The 20,032-nt window shown below is 64.3% G+C and carries 16 protein-coding genes; 9 read left to right on the top strand and 7 right to left on the bottom strand.

The window, feature by feature from the left end; translation table 11 throughout:
* The first annotated feature begins 121 nt into the window (after positions 1-121).
* The 5 genes from WDJ57_RS15510 (at position 122) to WDJ57_RS15490 (ending at position 6,596) form a co-directional block, all read left to right on the top strand.
* Positions 122-1,651 (top strand): aldehyde dehydrogenase family protein, encoded by a 1,530-nt coding sequence (locus WDJ57_RS15510; RefSeq protein WP_338901761.1) that lies wholly within the window; start codon positions 122-124, stop codon positions 1,649-1,651.
* A gap of 492 nt (positions 1,652-2,143) precedes the next feature.
* Positions 2,144-2,671 carry a hypothetical protein gene (locus WDJ57_RS15505; RefSeq protein WP_338901759.1) on the top strand — a complete coding sequence of 176 codons (528 nt, stop codon included), beginning with the start codon at positions 2,144-2,146 and terminating at the stop codon, positions 2,669-2,671.
* A gap of 135 nt (positions 2,672-2,806) precedes the next feature.
* Positions 2,807-3,760: a methyl-accepting chemotaxis protein gene (locus WDJ57_RS15500; RefSeq protein WP_338901758.1), complete on the top strand. Its 954-nt coding sequence runs from the start codon at positions 2,807-2,809 to the stop codon at positions 3,758-3,760.
* Positions 3,761-3,762: 2 nt separating this feature from the next.
* Positions 3,763-4,212: a chemotaxis protein CheW gene (locus tag WDJ57_RS15495; protein WP_338901757.1), complete on the top strand. Its 450-nt coding sequence runs from the start codon at positions 3,763-3,765 to the stop codon at positions 4,210-4,212.
* A 134-nt stretch (positions 4,213-4,346) separates the two neighbouring features.
* The gene (locus tag WDJ57_RS15490) at positions 4,347-6,596 is read left to right on the top strand and encodes a PAS domain S-box protein (RefSeq protein ID WP_338901755.1); all 2,250 of its coding nucleotides are present in this window, start codon (positions 4,347-4,349) and stop codon (positions 6,594-6,596) included.
* A 43-nt stretch (positions 6,597-6,639) separates the two neighbouring features.
* Here WDJ57_RS15490 and WDJ57_RS15485 read toward each other — a convergent pair whose 3' ends face one another.
* A complete protein-coding gene (locus tag WDJ57_RS15485; protein WP_338901754.1) occupies positions 6,640-7,329 on the bottom strand; it encodes a DUF5518 domain-containing protein in 690 nt (229 codons plus the stop codon).
* Between the two features lie 171 nt (positions 7,330-7,500).
* On the opposite strand from WDJ57_RS15485, the gene WDJ57_RS15480 reads away from it, so the two are divergent.
* Positions 7,501-7,635: a hypothetical protein gene (locus tag WDJ57_RS15480; RefSeq protein ID WP_338901753.1), complete on the top strand. Its 135-nt coding sequence runs from the start codon at positions 7,501-7,503 to the stop codon at positions 7,633-7,635.
* Positions 7,636-7,722: 87 nt separating this feature from the next.
* Here the strand turns inward: WDJ57_RS15480 and WDJ57_RS15475 are convergent, their stop codons facing one another.
* The 4 genes from WDJ57_RS15475 to WDJ57_RS15460 form a co-directional block, all read right to left on the bottom strand.
* Entirely contained in the window at positions 7,723-8,541 is an 819-nt protein-coding gene (locus tag WDJ57_RS15475) for an ABC transporter permease (RefSeq protein WP_338901752.1), read from the bottom strand.
* Between the two features lie 17 nt (positions 8,542-8,558).
* On the bottom strand, positions 8,559-9,731 hold the full coding sequence (locus tag WDJ57_RS15470) for an ABC transporter substrate-binding protein (RefSeq protein WP_338901751.1): 1,173 nt from the start codon (positions 9,729-9,731) through the stop codon (positions 8,559-8,561).
* Positions 9,732-9,978: 247 nt separating this feature from the next.
* Positions 9,979-10,767 carry an ABC transporter ATP-binding protein gene (locus WDJ57_RS15465; protein WP_338901750.1) on the bottom strand — a complete coding sequence of 263 codons (789 nt, stop codon included), beginning with the start codon at positions 10,765-10,767 and terminating at the stop codon, positions 9,979-9,981.
* Positions 10,768-10,793: 26 nt separating this feature from the next.
* Complete coding sequence (locus tag WDJ57_RS15460; RefSeq protein WP_338901749.1) at positions 10,794-12,254, bottom strand: hypothetical protein; 1,461 nt, start codon at positions 12,252-12,254, stop codon at positions 10,794-10,796.
* A gap of 255 nt (positions 12,255-12,509) precedes the next feature.
* Between WDJ57_RS15460 and WDJ57_RS15455 the strand changes: the two genes are divergently transcribed.
* The 3 genes from WDJ57_RS15455 (at position 12,510) to WDJ57_RS15445 (ending at position 17,223) form a co-directional block, all read left to right on the top strand.
* A complete protein-coding gene (locus tag WDJ57_RS15455; protein WP_338901748.1) occupies positions 12,510-12,995 on the top strand; it encodes an Lrp/AsnC family transcriptional regulator in 486 nt (161 codons plus the stop codon).
* Between the two features lie 318 nt (positions 12,996-13,313).
* Entirely contained in the window at positions 13,314-14,801 is a 1,488-nt protein-coding gene (locus WDJ57_RS15450) for a proton-conducting transporter membrane subunit (RefSeq protein ID WP_338901747.1), read from the top strand.
* Complete coding sequence (locus WDJ57_RS15445) at positions 14,791-17,223, top strand: DUF2309 domain-containing protein (protein WP_338901746.1); 2,433 nt, start codon at positions 14,791-14,793, stop codon at positions 17,221-17,223. Before WDJ57_RS15450 ends, WDJ57_RS15445 begins: the two co-directional genes overlap by 11 nt.
* 3 nt (positions 17,224-17,226) lie before the next feature.
* On the opposite strand, the gene WDJ57_RS15440 is transcribed toward WDJ57_RS15445, so the two are convergent.
* Positions 17,227-19,467 carry an amino acid permease gene (locus WDJ57_RS15440; RefSeq protein ID WP_338901745.1) on the bottom strand — a complete coding sequence of 747 codons (2,241 nt, stop codon included), beginning with the start codon at positions 19,465-19,467 and terminating at the stop codon, positions 17,227-17,229.
* Positions 19,467-19,862 (bottom strand): NAD-binding protein, encoded by a 396-nt coding sequence (locus WDJ57_RS15435; RefSeq protein WP_338901744.1) that lies wholly within the window; start codon positions 19,860-19,862, stop codon positions 19,467-19,469. Before WDJ57_RS15435 ends, WDJ57_RS15440 begins: the two co-directional genes overlap by 1 nt.
* Between the last annotated feature and the right edge of the window lie 170 nt (positions 19,863-20,032).

The raw sequence follows: 20,032 nt of genomic DNA, 5'->3' as shown, positions 1-20,032 counted from the left end.
TTGGTGGCCAGAGCGAGTTGAGATTATAGTATCCTCTATAATCGACTTAGAGGTTAATCCATAATGCAGATTCAATTAATTATTTATTGTGTCATAGAGTAGCTTGCCACTGTCTTCCACGATGAGCGCATCCAGTGACAGTTCGGCCCAGACGGAGAGTGAAATCAAAGAGCGACACCGCGGTGCAGCAGCGGAGGCGGTCCCGGACCACCTCGGCCACTACATCGGGGGCGAGTTCGTCCCCGGTGACAGCACCGAGACCATCGAAACACGGGACCCGACCACCGGCGAGGCCCTGGCTGAAGTACCGGCGGGGAACGCAACAGACGTCGACCGGGCAGTCGAGGCAGCCCAGCGCGCGTTCGAGGACTGGGGCTCTGCCTCCCCCGGAGAACGACAGCGCGTCCTCTCGGAACTCGCAGCCACCGTCGAGGAACACCAGGAGACGCTCGCCACGCTCGAAGTCCTCGATACTGGCAAGACCATCACCGAGGCGATGGGTGACATGGGCCTGGTAATCGACCATCTCACCTACTACGCCGCGGCCGCCCGCAACGTCAACGGCGAGACCCGGCAGGTGAACGACCTCTTCGAGCGGGAGAAGCAGGTCCTCACAGTCAAGGAACCCTACGGCGTCGTCGGCGCTATCGTCCCCTGGAACTTCCCGCTGCTCATCGCAGTCTGGAAGCTCGGTCCGGCCATCGCTGCCGGGAATACGGTCGTCCTCAAGCCCTCCGAGGAGACCCCGCTCTCGACACTCAAGCTGATGGAACTGGCCGACGACGTCGTCCCCGACGGCGTCATCAACGTCGTGACTGGCTACGGTGAGGACGCGGGCGAGCCACTCTCGACGCACGACGACGTCCCGAAGATCTCCTTTACCGGGTCGACCGAGGTCGGCCAGGAGATCATCCGCAACTCCGCCGAGGACATCAAGAAGACGACGCTCGAACTCGGTGGCAAGAGTCCGGTCATCATCTATCCCGACGCCGACATCGAGGAAGCGGTCGAGGCGGCGATGATGGCGATCTTCTTCAACAAGGGCGAGTGCTGTGCCGCGGGCTCGCGGTTGTTCGTCCACGAGGACATCGAAGACGAGTTGCTGGACGCGTTGACCGGTGCCACGGCCGGCATGACCGTCGGCGACCCGCTGCTCGAAGCGACGGACATGGGGCCGAAAGTCTCCTCGGAGCAGGTCCAGCGGACCAGCGAGTACGTCGAAGCGGCGAAAGACAGCGGCGCGACGATCCGTGCCGGTGGTGGCGTCCCCGACGACGACGCGCTGGAGAGCGGTGCCTTCTACGAGCCCACCGTCATCGACGACATCGACCACGACCACCCCTCCGTCCAGGAGGAAATCTTCGGGCCAGTACTCGAGACGTTCTCCTGGAGCGACGAGGACGAAGTCGTCGAGCGGGCCAACGACGTGGACTACGGCCTCGCCGCCGGCGTCATCGCCAGCGACGTCACGAAGGCGCTCCGGACCGCCCGTCGCCTCGAAGCCGGCGTGGTGTGGGTGAACCACTACAACGACGTGTCGGCGGGCCAGCCCTTCGGCGGCTACAAACAGTCCGGGACCGGCCGCGAGAACGCGAAGGAGGCCCTCGACGAATTCACGCAGACGAAGGCCATCAACATCAACCTCGGGTGAGGGCGACTCTCCACGGCGGCCGCGTCTAGCGCCCGTGGAGCGGGTGGACAGGGCCCCTCGTCGCCCCGGCATCGAAGTCGCAATCCGGTGCGAGAGAGCAGGTACGCTCGCCGGTTGATTTATCCACCGCACGTGCGCCGGCCACCGAGAGATTTCAACCCCTGAATTGTTAGGCCACCAACCGTATTGAACGTGTAGAGACTGGAATGAACGCAGATTCGCGCACGCATCCGCGCCGCGAGTGTGGCAGTCGCGTCGGGACCGACACCGAGTGGAGTGAGTATCGCTGGCCAGAGGCAGATGCCGACGGATAGGTCGAACATCTCGGTCGAAAAGATTGGATTTGTTTCGCGCTCCCAACATCGAACGATCTGTCTGCAGGAGCTGTACAAACAGGGACCGGCCGCACCATCACAGATCGTCGAGGAAACGTCGCTTTCGCTCTCTGACGTTTCGCGAGCGCTCTCCCAGCTACGGGAGGAGAATCTGGTGATGCTCCTGGTTCCGGACGACCAGTCGCAAAACCGCCTGCACGACCTGACACAGGAAGGTGTCGAAATCGTGGACCTCATTTTCACGGTGGACCAGGTCGAGAGTTACACGTCTGTCTCCGAGTCCGAATTTTCCTACCAGGGCCTTCTGACCTTCCTCCAGGATTCCATCGGAGAGTCTCTCCACGGGCTGATTTGCTTTCACGGTCGTGACCTGGAGATTTGCCATCCCAACGGAAAATTGCGGCAGCGGTTCGAGGAGGACGAGGAGTACAGGCAGTCGATACTGGTCGCGTCGTCGATGGTGTGGGAGCGTGTTCAGGAGCGAATAGACATCGTCGGAGAGAAGCGATTCCAGCTGTACGGGTTCGACGACGTATTCGTGTTGGTACTCGTTCCCGAAACCGAACAGTGTGTTGTCGTCACGATGGATGCACAGACGGACCTCGTCGTGCCATCCTTCCCGGAGCGGTGCCTTCGGTTGGTCAATCCGATGGTAGAGTACGAGTCAGAGAAGACGGTCGAATGAAAGAGAACGATTTGATTTTCACAGAAACCAAATTCCCCGACCGCGAAAAAGGTTTCCAGGCACTTGTACTGCAACTCGTATTTGTGAAAATTGCGGATGAAGCTTTAACTGTCATGTCTCAAACGAATAGACTGCATGTCGTCAGAACCCCAGCAAACCAGTACAGTTGACCAATCATCAGCCGTTGAATCTGACAAAGTCGTCATCGAGAAGGATAGACTATTGGAACTGCAAAGTTCGACGCAAGAACTGGCATCTGCGGCAGAACAGATTTCGGACAGCACCGACGAAATCAACGGTGTCGCAGCCGAGCAGGCCGACAACATGGCCGAGGTGGCCGAGGAGATTTCGGACTTGAGCGCCACGGTCGAAGAGATCGCGTCGAGTGCAGACCAGGTCCGGGCCGAAAGCCGGAAAGCGCGCGAACTCGCCGAGGAGAGCCAAAAGGCCGCGAACGACGCCATCGACTCGATGGACGCAGTCGACGACGCGGCAGGAGAGGTCGCCGCGGACATCTCCGAACTCCGGGAGCGCGTCGACAAAATCGACGACGTCGTGACCGTCATCCAGGACATCGCCGACCAGACGAACATGCTCGCGCTGAACGCGTCGATAGAGGCCGCACGCGCGGGCGACGCGGGTGAAGGGTTCGCCGTCGTCGCCGACGAAATCAAAACGCTCGCAGAGGAAACGCAGGACCAGGCCGTCGACATCGAGGAGATGGCCAACCGAATCAAGTCCAACACCGACGAGACGGTCGACAGTATCGACCGGGCGAACGAGCGCATCGACGACGGGCTGCAGAAGGTCGACACCGCCCTGGAGAGTCTCAACGAAATCGGCGAAGCCGTCAGCGAAGTCAACGACGGAATCGAGGAGGTAGCGGACGCGACGGACCAGCAAGCCGCCAGTACCGAGGAAGTAGCGGCGATGACCGACCAGGCCAACGACCGCGCCAGGACGATGGCCGACGAGATAGACGAACTGGCCGCCGCGAACCAGGAACAGACCGCGAAAGTGACGGAGATAGCGAACCTCGTCGAGACCTTCAGCGACGAGTGGGAAACCCAGGTCGAAGCCGGTGAGTGAGAATGACCGCTGATGATATGCAGGTCCTCACGTTCACGCTCGGCGACGAAGATTACTGCCTCGATATCGAATACGTGGCCGAAATCGTCGACGGCGGCGAGATGACGTCGATTCCCAACTCCGAGGCGTACGTCGAGGGCGTGATGGACCTCCGCGGGCGGACGACGACCATCGTCAATCCCTGTCGGATACTGGACACCGAAGACGTCAGGGCGGAGGACGTGTTGACCGACGGCGGCCAGTCGCAAAACCGCATCATCGTCCTCGACTCGGACACCGTCGACGCCGACAGTGCCACCGGGTGGCTCGTGTCGGACGTCGAGGCAGTGGCCGACGTATCCGAGAAGGAGGTCGAAGCCGGGAACGTCGCCGACGCCGACCTTCTCGAAGGCCTCATCAAGGAGGACGACGGGTTCACGCTCTGGCTCAACCCGGAGAAATTCACTGTCTAACATGAACCGGTGCAAGAGTACAGGCCAACAGACGAGTCACGACCAGCCAGTCTCACTGCCCTGCGTGCCATTCTACGCGGGAGAGGCCGACCCCCAGGGAGTGCAGTCCTAGCGACAGAGAGTAGGATACATCCATGTCAGAGAACATCCAACCCCAGGCATCCGTTCCACAGCAGGATTCCGAAGTAACATCAGGCGACCTGATTCGAGTATTGCACGTCGACGACGACCCCGGTTTCGTGGAGTTGACGGCCGAGTTTCTAGCCCGGGAAGACGGCCGCTTCACCGTCGAGACGGCGACGAGCGCCAGAGACGGTCTCGCCACGCTCGAAACGGCGGAGTTCGACTGTATCGTCTCGGACTACGACATGCCTGGCAAGGATGGACTCGGATTTCTCGATGCCGTCCGGGGCGACTACCCGTCCCTCCCGTTTATCCTGTTCACCGGGAAAGGCAGTGAGACGGTCGCCAGCGAGGCGATATCTGCCGGCGTCACCGATTACGTCGAAAAACAACCCGGCACTGACCAGTACACGATTCTGGCCAATCGAATCCAGAATGCCATCACGAGGCGCACCGCCCAGGAGCGCTACGAGCGGAGTACGCGTCGCTTCGAGGCAGTCTTCGAGGACCCGCAGATGCTCGTCGGTGTCCTCAACCCCGACGGAACGCTGCTGAACGTAAACCAGGCGTCGATGAGGTTTATCGACGTTCCGAAAGAGGAGGTGATAGGCGAACTCGCCTGGGAGACGCCGTGGTGGACCGAGGATATGCGCGAGGACGTCCGCCGGTGGGTTTCGCGTGCTGCAAGCGGTGAGTACGTCGAATATTCTGCCAATCTCACACACGCGGATGGACGACCGTACTCGGTCGACGGCGTCATTCGCCCCGTCGAGGATGCCAGTGGTGACATCGTCTCGTTGATCATCTCTGCCCACGACATCACAGAGCGCAAAAAGCGTGCGAGCGAGGTGGAACGTGAACGGCATCGGTACGAGACCCTCTTCGAAATGTTACCGGTGCCGGTCATGCACGGCGAAGCCGTCGATGGGGAGGCTGTCGTGCGGAACGTCAATCCGGAATTCCAGCAGGTATTCGGGGACACTGCCGACGCCGCGGGCGAATACCTCAGCGAGTTGATTGCACCAGAGGAGGTCGAAGCCGAGGTCGAACACCTGAATCAGAACGTGCTCACCGACGGCGAAGTGCAAACAGAGGTACAGCGCGACACGGCCGACGGGACTCGCAGTTTCCAGCTCAACGTCCGGGTCTCGGAGACCACGGGCGACCTGCCGCAGTGGTATGCAGTCTACACGGACGTGACAGACCGGAAACGCCGGGAGGAACGGCTTCAAATCATCGAGCACGTCGTCGAAGCATCACCGACAGCCATCGCGATTGCCAACCTCGATAGTGACCTGACGTCGGTGAATCCGGCCTTCCTCGACATGTGGGCGTACGACCGTGAGGAGGAAGTCGTCGGGAAGTCAGTGACGGAGTTCTGGGAGGACCAGACTGAGGCAGCGCGCGTCGCTGCAACTGTCGAACGCGATGGGATGTGGTCCGGGGAGTTGCAGGGGGTCCGGCGGGACGGAACGACGTTCGACGCCCACTGTATCGCGAGTCTCGTGACAGACGAGACGGGCACGCCGATCGCGTTGATGTCGTTGTTCGCAGACATCACGGAGCGCAAGAAGTACGAACAGCGTCTCAAACGCCAGCGCGACAACCTGGAGTTCCTGAACGAAGTGGTGCGACACGACATCCGCAACGACCTCCAGGTGGTCACTGCGAATGCGGAGTTGCTCGCCGACGGCATCGAGAGCGACGACCAACTCGCACAGGTCCGGCGGATGCGTGAAAGCGCCGACCACGCCGTGGAACTCACGAAGACTGCGCGGGAGATAACCGAGGCAATGCTCTCGACGGAGACGAATCTCCGCCCGGTCCAGCTCAGGGACGTCTTCGAAGCAGAATGCGAAATCGTCCGCTCTGCCTACCCGAATGCCGTCGTCGCAGTCGACGGTGACATCCCGGACGTGACGGTCAAGGCAGGAGAGAATCTCGACTCCGTATTCCGGAATCTGCTCAAGAATGGAATCCAGCACAACGATAGCGAGCAACCGGAGGTAACCGTCTCTACCCGCGAAAGCGAAGGGAGTGTGCAGATACGCATCGCGGATAACGGCCCCGGAGTTCCGGATGCCCAAAAGGACGAGATATTCGGGAAAGGAGAGAAGGGTCTAGAGAGCAGCGGCACCGGGATCGGACTCTATCTCGTCAACACGCTCGTAGAACGCTACGGAGGGGACGTCTGGGTGGAAGACGACGAGCCACGTGGTGCCGTGTTCGTCGTGGAGTTGCCGCTGACAGCCGGCGAGTAGAACGGCAGCATCGTCCGTCCCACACCCCACGCTGCCTGATTTTTCACTGACGTTTGCGAAGCCAGCCGCCGAAGTACCCACCGAGGACGCTCAACACGACCAAGTACGCCAGGCTGATGAGCACTCCGACTGCGAGAACCACCGCGACGATTCCCGCGACGTCGCCCGGGAGCCCGACGAACAGTCCCGCTCCCGCGAACACGGCGACGACCAGCACCGGCAGGGTCGCGAACAGCCCGGCGAGTGTGCCTGTCCCGACGCCGCTCGCTGTCCGGTCGGGGTCGAGATAGCCAGCCGCGGCACCGCCGATGACGGGCGAGAAGGGGACGAACCCGAGGACGACGCCGACGATAGCGCCAACGACGCCCAGAATCCAGCGGGGCGTCCCCCGGCCGTCTTGCCGGGCACGGCCATGCGCGACGACGACGGCGATGCCGATACCGACGGTGAGGACACCGGCGACGCCGAGACCGATTCCGGTCCACTGGCCGAGCGCGACCACGGCGTCGATCGCCTCCGCTTCGGTGAGGACCTCGGACTGGAACTCCGAGTTGTGTATCAGGGTGGCGATATCGGGTCGGTCGGTACCGTAGTACAGCGCGACCCCGGCAAGCGTCGCGAGCAGGCCAACGATACCCAGGAGGCCGCCGATGCCCCAGTCGAGCAAGCGGTCGAAGGCGACGAGTGAGTCTGCATCGGTCGTCACCTGGTCGGATGGAGGGTTCTGGTTCACACCGAAACGTGCGATGCCGTCGTAAAAAATCCCGGGTCGGAGTTGCTCGCTCTGCAACCCCTGTCGTACACAGAATGCTCCGTTTCGAGTCCGGACACACGCACGGTTCGGTAGCTGGTCGGACCGTAGATATTTGACGAGACCGTTCCAATCCAGCGGTACCTGTCACGGATGACGCGCAAGGCCCACCGCGACGGGCGGCTGGCCGACGCCTACACGCGGGTCGTCACGATGGAGGAGCCGCCGACGTCGCTGCTTCGCCCGCGTATCGCGTGGCGCGTCCTCAAGCCGACTGTGACGAGCTAGAGAGGGAGAGACCGGAGCGAAGAAGAGCCAGCGGCGTTCCCGAGCGCACGCGACTTCGCGAGGGACGGGAACTCCGGACCGCTGTCCTCACCAGATAGTTCCGTTGCCGTGGTCCCAGGTCACGACCCGCCGTTCGATGCCGACCACGATTCCGAACAGGAGCAACTGGGTAAGCGAGACGACCAGGACACTTGCGTACATCTCCGGCGTGGCGAGCGAGTTGTTGTACTGGAGAATCAGGTAGCCGATGCCGTCGGTCCCGACGAGGAATTCACCGACAATCACCCCCGTGAACGCGAGAATCACGGCGATTTTGATGCCCGCAAAGACGTACGGCAGCGACGAGTAGAGGTGGACGTTGCGGAACACTTCCCGCTTCGTCGCCGAGAAGCTGCGGACCATGTTCACCAGCTCCTCGTCCGTGGATTTGAACCCGGCAAGCGAGTTGACCACCATCGCGAAGAAGCTGATGAGGTAGCTTATCGCGACGATAGAGGCGAAGCCGAACCCGAGCCAGACGATGAAAAGCGGAAGCAGCGTGATGACGGGAATCGAGCGAGCGATGACGACGTAGGGAAAGAGCGTCGTCTCTAGGACCTTCGACTGGGACATGGCGAGCGCCAGGAGATAGCCGGAGACGACGGTCAACGAGAAGCCGACGGCGAAGGCTTTCAGCGTGAAGACGAGGTGGCCGACTATCGTCGGGTACTCCCCGAGCAGCGCCGCGAGAATCCTGCTCGGTGTCGGGAGAAGGTACGATTGAACGCCGAGTGCCGGGAGCGCGAACTCCCAGAGGACGAGGAGCGTAACGAAGACGAACCCCGGCAGGAGGACGCGTCTGGATACGAGCGCCTCCAGGCTATTCGACCGTGCGGTCGGGGACCAGCGAACGGAATCAGAGGCCATGTATTGGTGAGAGGGAGTTACACGTAGTTCGGTCCGACCTCGAAGTTCTCGCTCAGTTCGTCGTAGTACAGCGTCGCCGTCTCGACAGCGAGGTCTTCGTTCCGTTCGATGAATCTGTTCGTGTAGTACGTCTCCAGTGCCCGTGTCTCCGGGAGAATGCCGGTCTCGGCGAAGACCGCCTGTGTCTGTTCGAGTTCGTCCTCCGGAGTCCACCCTTTCCCGTACTCGGTTCCGATGTCTCTGGGCGGGACTCTCGATGCGTAAATCGGACCCAGCGTCTTCCTGGCCGCAGTCTCGTCGAACTCCGGCTGGTGTGCCGCCGTCGCGGCAATCACCTCGTCGAGGTTGGTCACGAACTTCTCGTGGGCTTTGAGCCACCCGCGGACGAAACTGTTCACCATCTCGGGCCTGTTTTCGAGTATCTCGTCTCTCGTAAAGAGCGCGGGACCGAGGTACTGAATCACGTCCGTCAGAATCAGGACGTTGGTGTTCGCCTTCCCCAGCCGAACCTCCAGCTGCGGGAAGTACGTGACGGCGGCGTCGACGGTGCCCTGCCGGACGAGTTTCGTCGCGGACCCGGGCTGCATGTTGCGCCAGTTCACCTTCTCCGGGTCGCCGCCCCGCTCTGCGAGGGCAGCGCGTGCGAGGTTGCCCGAGACGCCGAAGGGATACGTCCCGACGGTTTTCCCTTCCATGTCTTGCCACTCGGTAATCCCCGTCTCTGACAGTGAGACGACGCCGCTCATGGCGTCGATGACCTGCCCGAGTATCGTCAGTGACGCGCCGTTTTGAATCTGCTTGAGAATCGCCGAGATCTCGGCGTTTCCGAACTCGTCTTCGCCCGCCGTGACAGACTGGACCGCCGCCTGGGAGCCTCTGGAGGTTCCAAACGAGACGTCGATGCCCTCGCTCTCCCACGTTCCGAGTTCGACCCCGCCGTCGTTCACCGCGGGGTCCAGTCCCGAGCGACCGAAGCGGTGGCGATAGCTGACCGACGGCATCGAGTCCGACGTCGGCGTCGGTCCGGTCGTCTTCCCGCCCCCGCTTTGACAGCCGCTCAGTGCGCCAACGGCGACGGCAGCGCCTGTCGCGAGGAAGGCCCGTCTGGTCCTGCGTGGCCCGGAGACGCTGCACTGTCTCCGTCCGTCGTCTCGTCCGTGCTCGGTCCGACTCGACTCTGAACGTGTCATCGTCTGTTCCAAGACAGAAATGGTTAATTAGATTATAATATGATTGTCGACAAGTAGAGCGTGAAATAATGTATTATAACGTGAATTTTCATAAAGTCAAGAGTATTGTAACGTGATGAGGTCGTTCGAGAGACCTTGTTTCCCGAGTTTCTGGACGGAATGGGCAGACGATGGTGGAGGACCGTAGAGAGTCAGCGGGCGGAAAGTTATACCATTTTGATATTTATAAGGCCGCCTCCAATTCCGGTCATTCGACTGACAGTCCCAGTTCGTCCCTGAGTCGTGACTTGATACGGTTGAACGCCGAACTCCCCTCGATGTCGACGCGGCGCTTCCAGCGAGGGCGCTCGAAGGGGACTTCCACCTCGTCGACGATCGTCGCGGGCTTCTCCGACAGAACGAGGACGCGGTCCGCGAGGTATATCGCCTCGTCGATGTCGTGTGTGACGAAGAGGATGGTCTTCTGCTGGGCGTTCCACAGTTCGAGCAACTCGGTCTGCAGGCGGTCCTTCGTCTGCGCGTCGAGCGCGCCGAACGGCTCGTCCATCAACAGGACGTCGGGGTCGACGGCGAGCGCCCGCGCGAGCCCGACCCGCTGTTTCATCCCACCAGACAGTTCCGAGGGGTAACTGTCCGCGACGCCCTCCAGACCGACTTTCCGCAGCCACTCGCTGGCCACGGCCTCTCCGGTGTCGCCGTTGGAGGCGGACTGGAGTTCGATACCGACGCGGACGTTCTCCAGAACGGACTTCCAGGGGAGCAGGTGGAAGTCCTGGAAGACCATTGCGATGTCCGGCGAGGGGCCGGTGAGGCGCGTCTCACCGGCGTAAATCTCGCCGACGTCGGCGCTGACCGTGCCTGCCAGTATCTTCAGCAGCGTCGTCTTGCCACAGCCAGAGGGCCCGAGGAGGGCGACGAATTCGCTCCCGGCGATGTCGAAGGACACCTCGTCGAGGACTCGAAGTGACCCGCCGTCGCCTGAGTAGGATTTCGAAACGTTCTGGACCGCGATAGACCGGGACACGTCTACGAACACATCCTTGTGAACCCCGGGCGGGCGGGTTACTCAGTCACCTCGAAGGCGAAGTGGAACCCCGGAAGTGGTCGAATCGGGTGGTTGTCCAGGTAGGAGAGGTGGGGTTTGAGTTCGTAGTCCGGGTCGTCCTCTTTCGTGTTGAACAGGCCGGGATACACGTCGATGAAGTGCCAGCCTGGCTCGCCAGTCGCCCGGAGCACGGTGCGGAGTTTGTTGCGTTCGGGGCCGCTCAGGGCACAGGAGTAGCCCAGCATGTCGTTGTCGTAGACGAAAAGCGGCGTCGTCTCGTAGTTCGTCCAGCCGACGCCGGTGAGTTCGATTTCGATTTCGGTCCCGACCGGGCCGCTGGTCGGCGAGAACGTCTCGATTGCCGGCTGCATCATGAACCCCGTGACGGCAACCTCCCGGCCGCCGATTGCGGCGGCAATCGGGTGGGTCGAGCCGACGTCCTTCGGAATGGTCACCTCGGTCTGGAACTGCCCGTCACTGTCCGTGGTGAGCGTCGGCAGGACGTCCGGTTTCAGCTGTGGCGATATCGAGTGGTCCGGCGGTGCACGCTTGCCCTGGGGCTCGTGGCCGTCGTACCGATACCAGTGGAGGTTGACTTCCTCGTAGGCGGGGAAGTCCGTCCCCGTGATGATGGCAGTCGTCCCCGGCTGGCCGTACTCGGGGGTGATGTCGAGGCTGGCGTCGGTCTCCTCGTCGAGTTCGGTGTAGTGGATGTCGATGGGCCGTTCTTCGAACAGCGGGTCCATCCACGCCGTCTCCGGTGGCTCGTCCGGTTCGGTTACCTCGACCTGCCAGACGCGTTTGCGGCCGTCAGAAACCTCGCCGTAGGGCGACTGGGTGTCGTTTTGCAGGAACGGGATGCCGAGGTGACTGCGCCAGACCTGGATGACGTGCGTTCCGGGCGGACCGACGGCACGGATGTCGGCAGTCGCCGTCCCGCGATTGACCACGCCGGTCACGAAGCCGACGTAGCCGTTGTCCCAGACGACGGGGTAGTTGTTGACCATGATGTCGGGACCGATGCCGTACCCGCGCAGCGTGAACGACTCACCCAGCGCGGCCGTCGTGTTTTCGAGTTCGAAGTGCGGGATGATCTCGAACTCCGTCTGTCCGACGACCTCCTCGTCCGCGGTAACGAGTTCGATGCGATGGTCACCGCCGTAGTCCTCGAACACGGTCCACGACTCGTCGAATGCCCCCGACTCGTCCGTCTCGACCGTCGCAATCGTCTCCGTCCGGGGGGCGTACTGGGGACCGACGACTTCGTGGGCTTCGAGGATACCCCACTCCCCCTGGACGGACTTCCACCGGACGTCGAGTCGTTCGTTCGCGGGGAGGTTCCGCCCCCGAATCGTGATTGTATTCCCGACGTACCCCTTCTCGTCGCTTACGACGACGGTTGCCGGTGTGTTCGCGGCGGACTGGCCGTCCCCCGACGCGGCGGACTCGCCCGCAATCTGACCGTGTTTATCAGCCATACTGAAAATGCAATAGTACATCATATTTATATCTTAACTAGTTAAGATATATACAGGATATAAAGTTGGAAAACTACAGTACGTAGCTAAAATCACTTACTCAATAGCAATAGTTGTGATACTAATAATTACGTGAACCCGCACCACAAGCGGGCCATGACTCGCCGGGCCGCCAGCACGGACTGCCAGCGCAGTCGAGTCCCCGGGAGGGTTGGGAGGCAAAGCCCCTTTGCCGCGGACGTGGGAGGTACGGGTATGGCCGACGAGGACATCGACGACGTGGACAGGGCAATCCTCCACGCGTTGCAGGAGGACGCCCGGAACATGTCGTCGGGGGACATCGCAGAGCGAACCGGAACCTCCGACAGCACCGTGCGCAAGCGCATCCAGCGACTGGAGTCGGGAGACGTAATCAAGGGCTACAGCGCAGAGGTGGACTACCAGCAATCGGGCTACCCGCTTCGAATGTTGCTGTTCTGTACGGCCTCGATTCCCGAACGCGGCGAACTCATCCCGGATATACTTGCAATCGATGGCGTGGTGTCGGTCCAGGAGCTGGTCACGGGCGAGCAGAACCTCCTCGTGACCGTCGTCGGGGAGTCCGATAGCGACATCACGCCGGTCGCCCAGGAACTCCTGGAGATGGGACTCACCGTCGCCGACGAAGTGCTCGTCCGCAGCCACGAGACGACGCCCTTCGGCGAGTTCGACCCCGAGCGCGAGGCGACCGACACCGAGTGACCCCGTCTCGTCGTCGGCCAGTGGAACGACTGTGCTTCTCGGTCGGCACCACGAACGACCAGCAGGCCCCTTCTCGGACGCTCATTTCAAGATAAAGTCCCCCTGGACGGCACTTCCCAGGTCCAGCGTACACACTCCACAGTGAGTCGCGCGGGAAAACCATAATGTTCTATAATCCACAATTTGAAGAACGTTCTGGTAATATAGAAGTATTTAATACACAGTTCGTTCGTACTAGTGGGCGAAGGCGACCGAAAGCTGTCGTCGGGGTCGATGCGAGGGCCCGGTGACGGCGGTCGGTCGAGGACACACCGAACGATGACGGAACACGAGCAGTCGACGACGGTGGGACAGCGTCCGAACATCACGACCGGGGACTCCCGTCTGCCGGCCCTGTTCACGCGACTCGTGTGGCTCCTGTGGGTCGCGAGTCTCGGCACGCTCGCCCTGCGACTCGTGACCGGGTGGACGTGGGAACTGTCGGGCCTGGTCGTCGTCGACGGGCTGACCGTCACGATGTGGGCGACGGTCACCTTCTTCAGCGGCATCGTCCACAGTTACTCGCGGCGCTACATGGCCGGGAGCCAGAGGGTCGACCGCTTCTTCGCCCGCGTGTTCGCGTTCACGCTCGTCGTGATGGTGCTGGTCGCGGCCGACAGCCTCGCCCTGTTCGCGGCCGCGTGGCTGGCGATGGGGCTCCTCATGGCCGCCCTCATCGGCCACGTCAGGGGGTGGCCCCAGGCACGGACCGCGGCGACGCTCGCGCGCCGGTACTTCCTCGCGAGCAGCGCCTCGCTGGCCGTCGCGCTCGCGACGCTGTGGTGGGTCACCGGCGCGACGACCGTCTCCGGTATCGCCGCGGCCGTCGGGACGGTCGAATCGCTGCCGCTCATCTTCGCCGCCGGCGCGCTCCTGGTGGCGGCAATGGTGCAGTCGGCGCTCGTCCCGTTCCAGGCCTGGTTACTCTCGTCGATGACGGCCCCCACGCCGGCGTCCGCCCTGATGCACGCCGGGTTCGTCAACGCCGGCGGTATCCTGCTGTTGCGCTTCGGCCCCGTCGTCTCCGTCGAGCCCGGTGTCATGCTGCTCATAGTCGTCGTCGGCGCGACCAGCGCACTGCTGGGGAAGGTCCTGAAGTCCGTCCAGACCGATGTCAAGCGCCAGCTCGGCTGCTCGACGGTCGGGCAGATGGGCTTCATGATAATGCAGGCCGGCCTGGGCTTTTTCGGTGCCGCCATCACCCACCTCGTCCTGCACGGATTCTACAAGGCCTACCAGTTCCTCTCCTCGGGCGGCGAAATCGACCACCGGGGACCCGCTGACGCGAAGACCGGCGAGTCGACGGGAGTGGCCGGCCTCGCCGCAGTCGTCGTCACCGCGCTCGCGGGTGGCGTCGTCTTTGCCGCCCTCACCGGCAAGGGAACGGCCCTCGACAGCGGCCTCCTGCTCACGCTGCTCGTCGTCCTGACGACACTGCACGCCGCCCGCGAGACGGTCAGGCACACGTCGCTGCCGGCCACGCTGCGCTTCGGCGCCGTCCCGCTGGTCTTCCTGCCGGCCATCGCCGTCTACGCCGGCGTCTACACCGTCGTCGAGAGTCTGCTCGTCGGGCTCCCCGCGGTCGGCGACCCGGCCGAACTGATCGTCGTCCACGGCGTCGTCGCCGTGGCGTTCGTCGCGGCGTATCTCGCCATCGAGAGCGGCGTCTATCGCCGGAGCACGCGCCTGTACGCGGCGCTCGTGAATGCCACTCAGCCACCGACTGGAACCCTGCTGACGCCCACGGAGGAGTACAATGACTACTGAAACCGACATCCGCGACAGCATCGAAACCGCAGCGACCACGGTCGGGTCCGTCTGGCCGCTCCACTCGTTCGTGACCGCCAACCCGCTCGCCGGCTTCGAGGACCGGCCGTTTCACGAGGCCGTCCAGCAGGGCGAGGCGGTGTTCGACGGCGACGGCTATCCGAGCGCCGACGTCTTCCGTCGCGCCTGGGAGCGCGGGCAGATAGACACCGGGCTTCTCCGGTCAGAACTGGCAGTGCACGGGTACGACGCCGACCCGACGGCGCTGCTCGAACGGATGGAGACGAAATCGTCGTCCCCGGCCCCGAGCGAGACGACGGTCCAGGACCGCCTCGACCGGATTCTGACGAAGTGGCTGGCGGCCTTCCTCGACGAGGGGCAGGCCGAGTGGCCGATGCCCAACCGCGAGGAGGGATTCTACGCGGCGTTTCGCGCGGTCGCCCGCTACGACGACGACATCCCCGACCGGAAGACGCTCGCCGACCTGCCGGCCGACCCGGTGGCGGCCATCCGCCAGGTCGTCGACGGGTGTCCGCCCGACCGGCTCCCGGAGGTCTTCGAGTTCCACCTGACCGCGCTGCCCGGGTGGACCGGGTTCATCAAGCAACGCGTCGCCGACGGCGGGGCCTGGCAGTCCGCCTGTCCCATCACGCTGGCCGACTACCTGGCGGTCCGCCTGACGCTCGCGGACCTGCTCGACGCATCCATCGCGCCGTCGGACGCGCCCGAAAAAGCACGTGGTGACCACGTGGGACCGGCCAGCGGAGACATTCCCCTCCCCGAGGTCTGGCTCTCCGCGTGGGAGGCGACCTACCGCGAGGAACTGGTCGACACGCTCGCCGACGCGAGTGCCACGGCGTCCGGAGGCGACGAGGGGGGCCGCCCGGACGCCCAACTCGTCTTCTGTATCGACACGCGCTCGGAGGTGCTGCGCCGTCACGTCGAGGCCACCGGCGACTACGAGACCCACGGCTACGCCGGGTTCTTCGGCATCCCGATGCGCTACGAGGGCTACGACGCGGACGTGACCGTGGACGCGTGCCCGCCGATTCTCGACGCCCAGCACCGCATCGCGGACCGCCCTACCGGGGACGCACACGACAAACGGGAAGCCCACAACCGCTGGCACCGCACGGTGGACGCCGCCGACAGCGTCGTCGACGTCCTCAAGTCGAACGCGGCGACGGCGTTCAACTTCGTCGAGAGCGCCGGGGCCGGCTACGGGGCTGCACTGGCCGCCCGGACGCTGCTGCCCGCCCGCGTCTACGACGCCGTGCACGCCACCGACCGCGCGCCCGAAGCGCACGAGTTCTGTGAACCGACGGTCGACTACAACCCGGACGCCGTCACCTCCCTCCGCGAGGGACTCGTCCTGGAGGAGAAAGTCGAGTACGCCGCGACGGCCTTCGACCTGATGGGCTGGGAGGAGTTCGCGCGCGTCGTCGTCTTCACGGGCCACGCCAGCGAGACCGCGAACAACCCGTTCGCGTCGAGTCTGGACTGCGGGGCCTGCGCCGGCAATCCCGGCGGGCCGAACGCTCGCGTGCTCGCAGCACTCTGCAACGACGAGGCAGTCAGAGACGAACTCCGCGACCGTGGCTTCGACATCCCGGAGGACACCGTCTTCCTCGCGGGCGAGCACAACACGACGACCGACGAGGTGACCCTGTACGACGGTGACGTCCCGGAGAGCCACGAGGACGAGGTCGAACAGCTCCGTGCAGACCTCGCCAGCGCCCGTGCAGGCGCGGCCGCCGAGCGCGCCGAGACGATGGACGCGGGGGCGGCGACCGCCCGCCGCGAAACCGAACGCCGTGCCGCCGACTGGGCGGAGACCCGCCCCGAGTGGGGCCTTGCTGGCAACGCTTCCTTCGTCATCGGGCCGCGGGAACTCACGCAGGACGTAGACCTCGACGGGCGCGCGTTCCTGCACTCCTACGACCACGCGACCGACCCAGACGGCGACGCGCTGTCGGCCATCATGGCCGGCCCGATGGTCGTCACCCAGTGGATAAACACCCAGTACTACTTCGCGACCGTCGACAACGGCGTCTACGGGAGCGGGTCGAAGATTACCCACAACCCCGTCGGCAACCTGGGGGTCTACCAGGGCAACGGCGGTGACCTCGCGACCGGCCTCCCGCTCCAGTCGGTGATGGCGGCCGACGGGGTCCCGTATCACCAGCCGCTGCGTCTCTCGACCGTGATTCACGCGCCGGTCGACCGCGTGACCGAGATTCTGGCCGACCACGAGGACCTGGCCGGACTGCTCGACAACGGCTGGCTCTCGCTGACGGTCGTCGACCCGGAGCAGGACCACCGCGCCTTCCACTACGACGGCGACCTCGCGTGGACGGCAGTGTCGGACGAACAGACGGCGACCGCGGGACGAGCGAACCCGCCCCTCGCCGCGGACGACTAGCCGTCAGAAAAAGGCCCATTCGAGGAACCGCCGCCCGAGAGACGGGTGGCGGGACGGCTGGGGATGCACGGTGACGGTCGTGCAACCAGGATTCGGAACCGTCGGGCGGTCGGCGAAGAGCAGGTCCCTGATTCTGTGCGGATCCCCCGGGCGGACGTGGACGTCCGGGCGCTTCAGCGCGCCGCCGTCAGAGAGCAGCGAGTGCGTCTCCGCCGGGACCGAGAGCAATTGCGACAGCGTCGACCGGTACTCGCCGAGGTTGTCGGCGGGATCCTCCCCGTCGCTGCCGCCGGGCTGCCAGAGCCCCACGGTCCCGTCGTTGCCCACAGCGATTGCCTCCGCGACGTTCACTGCCAGCGGCGGGTAGGGACCGCTCCCGCCGGAGACCACGACGCGCTCCGGGCTGTCGTAGCCCAGGTTGTCCACGAGGAGGACGTCACACGGCGCGTGCCTGACGACCCAGTCGATGGGGTCGCCGACCAGCCGCGAGCGGACGCGGAGCGGTTCGTGTTCGGCCACGACCGTCTCTACCCCCCGCTCCGCTGCGACGTTGACGAGTGCGTGTTTCGTGTCGTGACTCACGATTTCGTCGGCCTCCACCTCGACGCCGAGTTCCGGTTCGAGAGACTCGATTCGGCGCTCGAAGGAGAGGTCTGCCGCCGACTGGACGGTCGCCTCGTCGGTCAGCGGGACCTGGTCGGGGACCTCCTCGAACCGGACGGCGACCACGCGGCCGTCGCGTGGCCGGACGATGTCCGCGGCGAGTGCGAGCAACGAGCGTGCACGCGAGTCGTCGACGCCTCTCGTGAGCGCGACGAGGACCTCTGGAGTCGCCTCGGACCGTGGCTGTGCGACCGCAGTCCGGTCAGTCTCCTGCCCGCCGGTCGCGGTGCCGTTGGCTGCCGAGAGCGACGTGACGTCGGCCAGCGCCTGCCGTGTGACCCGGCGGCGGAGGGCGGTCGTCGCTGCGCCTTCCCGGGAGACGCGGGGGCGGACGTACCAGAGGTACCAGACGACGCTCCCGACGATGATGACGACCGCGCCGGTGAGCGCGACGGTGCCCATCTGCGTGAGCAAGAGCAGCCCAGTAACGGCCCCGAACAACTGGAGCCAGGGATACAGCGGCGACCGGAAGTCGGGGTCGTACTCGACGCTCCCTTCGCGGAAGGCGAGGACGGCCAGGTTGACGAGGGCGAACACCAGTATCTGGAAGGCGCTGGCGAGTTTCGCGATGTCGAGAATCGGAACGAAGGCGATGAGAAGGAGGAGCATCCCACCGGTCAGCGTAATCGCGTTGGCCGGCGTCCCGAACCGTTCGCTGACTGTCGACAGCGACGGCGGCGCCAGCGCGTCCCGGCTCATCGCGAACGGGTACCGCGACGAGGAGAGGATGCCGGCGTTGGCAGTCGAGATCAGCGCGAGGACGGCCGCCACGATGACGGCGACGACGCCCGCCTGCCCGAGCGTCACCTCGGCCGCGACGGCCACCGGCGTCAGCGAGCCGGCGACCGTTCCCGGGTCGGTGATGCCGACCAGCACTGCGACGATGAAGACGTACAGCAACGTGGTAAAGACGAGCGAACCCAGGATGCCGAGCGGGATGTTCCGCCCCGGGTTCTCCACCTCCTCGGCGACGCTCGCCACCTTCGTGACGCCGGCGTAGGAGACGAAGACCAGCCCCGTGGCAGCGACGAGGCCGCCGAGGCCGGCATCGAAGAACCCGCCGAAGTTGGTCGGCTGGACCCGCGAGGTGCTCCCGGCGGCGAACCAGCCGAGCGCGGCCAGCATGACCACCACGATGGCGAGTTGCAGCCGTCCGGTCTGTTTCGCGCCGAAGAGGTTCACGAGTATCAGGACCGCCGCGAGGCCGAGCGCGACGGGTTTGAGCGGCAGGTCGAACAGCAAGAGCAGGTACGGCACGCCGCCGACCAGCGCGAGTGCGCCCTTGAACGAGAGGGAGAACCAGGTGCCGACGCCGGCGACCGTCCCGAGCAACGGTCCCATCCCGCGCTCGATGTAGATGTAGGTCCCGCCGGCCTCCGGCATGGCCGTCGCCATCTCCGATTTCGAGACCGCCGCCGGAACGACCAGCAGTCCGGCGAGGAGGTACGCGAGGACGACGGCCGGGCCCGCGATTTCCAGGGCGAGCGCCGGCAGTATGAAAATGCCGCTGCCAATCATCGCGCCGATGCTGATGGCGAGGACCGAGGGTAACCCGAGGTCGCGTTCGAGGTCCTTCGTCATCAGTGGGCGGGTTCGAACGTCGAGAGAGAGGTCTCCAGCGCCTGGCGGAGTTCTGTCGAGAGGTGACTCGACACGCAGACTGTCGCCACACCGATGTTGTCGAAGACGTCGTGTCGCTGGGGGTCGTTCACGAGGACGACGACGTCCCGGATGTCCAGTGCGTTGCGCAGCAACTGCGTGGCGAGGACGGCCCGGCGGTCGGCCCGGAGGGCGACGACCGCGGCGAGCGCGTCGCCGGCGTCGCCGAGCGTCTCGCGGTCCGTCACCTCGCCGGTAATGACGCGGACGCCGTCGGGTGCCTGGCCGGCGACGCCGTGGTGGTCTGTGACGAGCGTGACCGCAGCGGTCGACTCGAACTCCGCGGCGAGCGTCGAGCCGACGTGGGAATCGCTCACAATCAGTAGCGCTGGCGGTCCCGGAGTCCGGGCGAGCGTGCGCCGAATGGTGGTCTGGAGCGTCATGGAGTGCGTATGCAAAGGCGACGATGGCGCGACAGGCGAGTTCTGAGCTGACAGGCCGCACTGGGGGAGGCCGTCATCGGCACACCATACGCGTCAAGATGACG

It is taken from the genome of Salinibaculum sp. SYNS191 (assembly GCF_037338445.1).
GTDB lineage: Archaea > Halobacteriota > Halobacteria > Halobacteriales > Haloarculaceae > Salinibaculum > Salinibaculum marinum.
This window is presented reverse-complemented; position numbering and strand designations above follow the sequence as displayed.

Excerpts from the sequence above, each read along its gene's own strand:
- WDJ57_RS15445 (WP_338901746.1), top strand. The coding sequence starts at position 14,791 with ATGACTACTGAAACCGACATCCGCGACAGCATCGAAACCGCAGCGACC.
- WDJ57_RS15460 (WP_338901749.1), bottom strand. The coding sequence starts at position 12,254 with ATGGCTGATAAACACGGTCAGATTGCGGGCGAGTCCGCCGCGTCGGGG.
- WDJ57_RS15510 (WP_338901761.1), top strand. The coding sequence starts at position 122 with ATGAGCGCATCCAGTGACAGTTCGGCCCAGACGGAGAGTGAAATCAAA.
- WDJ57_RS15495 (WP_338901757.1), top strand. The coding sequence starts at position 3,763 with ATGACCGCTGATGATATGCAGGTCCTCACGTTCACGCTCGGCGACGAA.
- WDJ57_RS15440 (WP_338901745.1), bottom strand. The coding sequence starts at position 19,467 with ATGACGAAGGACCTCGAACGCGACCTCGGGTTACCCTCGGTCCTCGCC.
- WDJ57_RS15490 (WP_338901755.1), top strand. The coding sequence starts at position 4,347 with ATGTCAGAGAACATCCAACCCCAGGCATCCGTTCCACAGCAGGATTCC.
- WDJ57_RS15470 (WP_338901751.1), bottom strand. The coding sequence starts at position 9,731 with ATGACACGTTCAGAGTCGAGTCGGACCGAGCACGGACGAGACGACGGA.
- WDJ57_RS15505 (WP_338901759.1), top strand. The coding sequence starts at position 2,144 with ATGCTCCTGGTTCCGGACGACCAGTCGCAAAACCGCCTGCACGACCTG.
- WDJ57_RS15450 (WP_338901747.1), top strand. The coding sequence starts at position 13,314 with ATGACGGAACACGAGCAGTCGACGACGGTGGGACAGCGTCCGAACATC.
- WDJ57_RS15500 (WP_338901758.1), top strand. The coding sequence starts at position 2,807 with ATGTCGTCAGAACCCCAGCAAACCAGTACAGTTGACCAATCATCAGCC.
- WDJ57_RS15455 (WP_338901748.1), top strand. The coding sequence starts at position 12,510 with ATGGCCGACGAGGACATCGACGACGTGGACAGGGCAATCCTCCACGCG.
- WDJ57_RS15475 (WP_338901752.1), bottom strand. The coding sequence starts at position 8,541 with ATGGCCTCTGATTCCGTTCGCTGGTCCCCGACCGCACGGTCGAATAGC.
- WDJ57_RS15480 (WP_338901753.1), top strand. The coding sequence starts at position 7,501 with ATGACGCGCAAGGCCCACCGCGACGGGCGGCTGGCCGACGCCTACACG.